Source organism: Streptomyces sp. NRRL WC-3549, assembly GCF_000721935.1.
In the GTDB taxonomy this organism is placed as follows: domain Bacteria; phylum Actinomycetota; class Actinomycetes; order Streptomycetales; family Streptomycetaceae; genus Streptomyces.
On the sequence record NZ_KL585383.1, the window covers coordinates 238,668 to 240,900 of the forward strand.

A 2,233-nucleotide genomic window follows, 5' to 3' on the forward strand; every position below is an offset into this window, starting at 1 on the left:
GGGGTCCAGTGGCCGCGCACGCGGGTGCGCAGCCGTTCGTCGAGCTCCATGGCGCGGGCCTCCTCGAAGAGGTCGATCACCGCGTGGCTGTCGCTGCCCAGGGACAGCGGGGAGCCGGCCCGCTGGAGGGCGACGGCCGGACCGATGCCGTCGGCGAGGTCGCGTTCGGTCGTGGGGCACATGCAGGTGCCGGTCCCCGAGGAGCCGAGCAGGGCGATGTCCTCGGCGGTCAGATGGGTGCTGTGGATCGCCGTGGTGCGCGGGCCGAGCACCCCGTGGTCGGCGAGGAGGCGCGTGGGCGTGCAGCCGTGGGCGGCGGCGCAGGCGTCGTTCTCCGCGGTCTGCTCGGACAGGTGCACATGGAGCGGGGCCCCGCGCTCCTCGGCCCAGGCGGCGACGGTCGCCAGCTGGTCCGCCGGGACGGCGCGTACGGAGTGCACGGCGGCGCCGATCAGGGCGTGTTCGTCACCCCGGAGGAGGGAGGCGCGCTCGGCCCAGGCGTCGGCGGTGGTGTCGGAGAAGCGGAGCTGGTGCCGGTTCGGGCTCTCGCCGAATCCGGCGGCGAGGTAGGCGGTGTCCAGCAGGGTGATGCGGATGCCCGCCTCGCCCGCCGCCGCGATGAGCGCCTCGCCCATGACGTTGGCGTCGGCGTAGGGCCTGCCCCCGGGCGCGTGGTGCAGGTAGTGGAATTCGCCGACGGAGGTGATGCCGGCCAGCGCCATCTCGGCGTAGGTGGCGCGGGCCAGGTCGAAGTAGGTGTCGGGGGTGAGCAGGGAGGCGACGCGGTACATCAGCTCGCGCCAGCTCCAGAAGGTGCCGGCGCCGGCCTGGACACCGGAGCGCAGGGCGCGGTGGAAGGCGTGCGAGTGCGTGTTGGCCAGCCCCGGGAGGGTCAGGCCGTGCAGGGCGACGGCGCCGGGCGGCGGTGTGCCGACTCCTGTGCGGACGGCGGCGATGCACCCTCCGGCGACGTCGAGGGCGACGCCGGGTTCCACATGGGTGCCGAGCCAGGCGTGGGAGGCCCAGTAGGTGGCGGTGACCGGTGTGTCCGCCGGTGGTGGTGTCAGCTGCACGCGAGACCTTCCAGTACGTCGGCGAGTGCGAGCACCCCGGCCACGCAGTCGTCCTCGTCCGCGTGCTCGGCCGGCGAGTGCGAGACGCCGGTGGGGTTCCGTACGAACAGCATGGCCGTGGGTACCGAGGCGGACAGGATGCCCGCGTCGTGGCCGGCTCCCGTGCCGAGCACGGGTACGGCGCGACCGCTGCCGCGGGGGCCGCGGTGGTCCAGCACCCGGCGGATCTCGTCCCGCAGGGCGTGGCGGAACTCCACCACGGGCGTGAAGGACTCCCGGACGACGTCCAGGTCGATCCCGGCCTTCTCCGCGTGCTCCCGGGCGGCGCGTTCCACGGCGCCGACCAGGGTGTCGAGGGTGTCCTGGTCGGCGGCCCGGGAGTCGAGCCAGCCCCGCACGAGGGAGGGGATCGCGTTGACGCCGTTCGGCTCGACGGCGACCTTGCCGAACGTCGCGAGGCCACCGGCGAGTTCCGCCTCCCGGCGGGCCGCCAGCACCGTCTCGGCGTACGTGGGCATCGGGTCCCGCCGGTCCTCCAGACGGGTGGTTCCCGCGTGGTTGGCCTCGCCCCGGAAGTCGAAGCGCCAGCGGCCGTGCGGCCAGATCGCGGAGGCGACGCCGACCGGGTCGCCGCCGATGTCGAGGGCGCGCCCCTGCTCGACGTGGAGTTCGACGAACGCGCCGATGCGGGCGAGCCGCTCGGGGTCCGGCCCGACGGCGTCCGGGTCGTGTCCGGCCTCCTCCATGGCGCGGGGCAGCGAGACGCCGTCCTGGTCGTGGAGCAGCCTCGCCTTCCCGGGTGTGAGCTGCCCGGCGGCGAGCCGCGACCCCACGCAGGCGAGACCGAAGCGGGCCCCCTCCTCGTCACCGAAGTTGGTCACGGCGAAGGGCCTGGTGAACTCCGCGCCTCTGCGGCGGAGTTCGTCGAAGGCGGCGAAGGCGGAGACGACGCCGAGCGGCCCGTCGAAGGCACCACCGTCCGGCACGGAGTCCAGGTGCGACCCCGTGACGACGGCGTCCCCGCCCGACGGATCGCCGTACCAGGCCCACTGGTTGCCGTTGCGGTCGGTCTCGTGGGTGAGACCGCGTGCCTCGGCCTGCTCCCGGAACCACGCCCGGCACTCGCCGTCGGCTGCGGTCCAGGCGTACCGGCGGTACCC

Annotated in this window: 2 protein-coding genes; both read right to left on the reverse strand. The window is 74.7% G+C overall.

All coding sequences use genetic code 11. The features are described from left to right. Positions 1 to 1,073, reverse strand: a 1,073-nt coding sequence (locus IH13_RS0103250; protein WP_037840680.1) for a formimidoylglutamate deiminase, incomplete at its 3' end; no start/stop codon positions are given. Continuing rightward, on the reverse strand, positions 1,064 to 2,233 hold a 1,170-nt coding region (locus tag IH13_RS0103255), incomplete at its 5' end, for an allantoate amidohydrolase (RefSeq protein ID WP_031080890.1). The genes IH13_RS0103255 and IH13_RS0103250, both read right to left, overlap by 10 nt.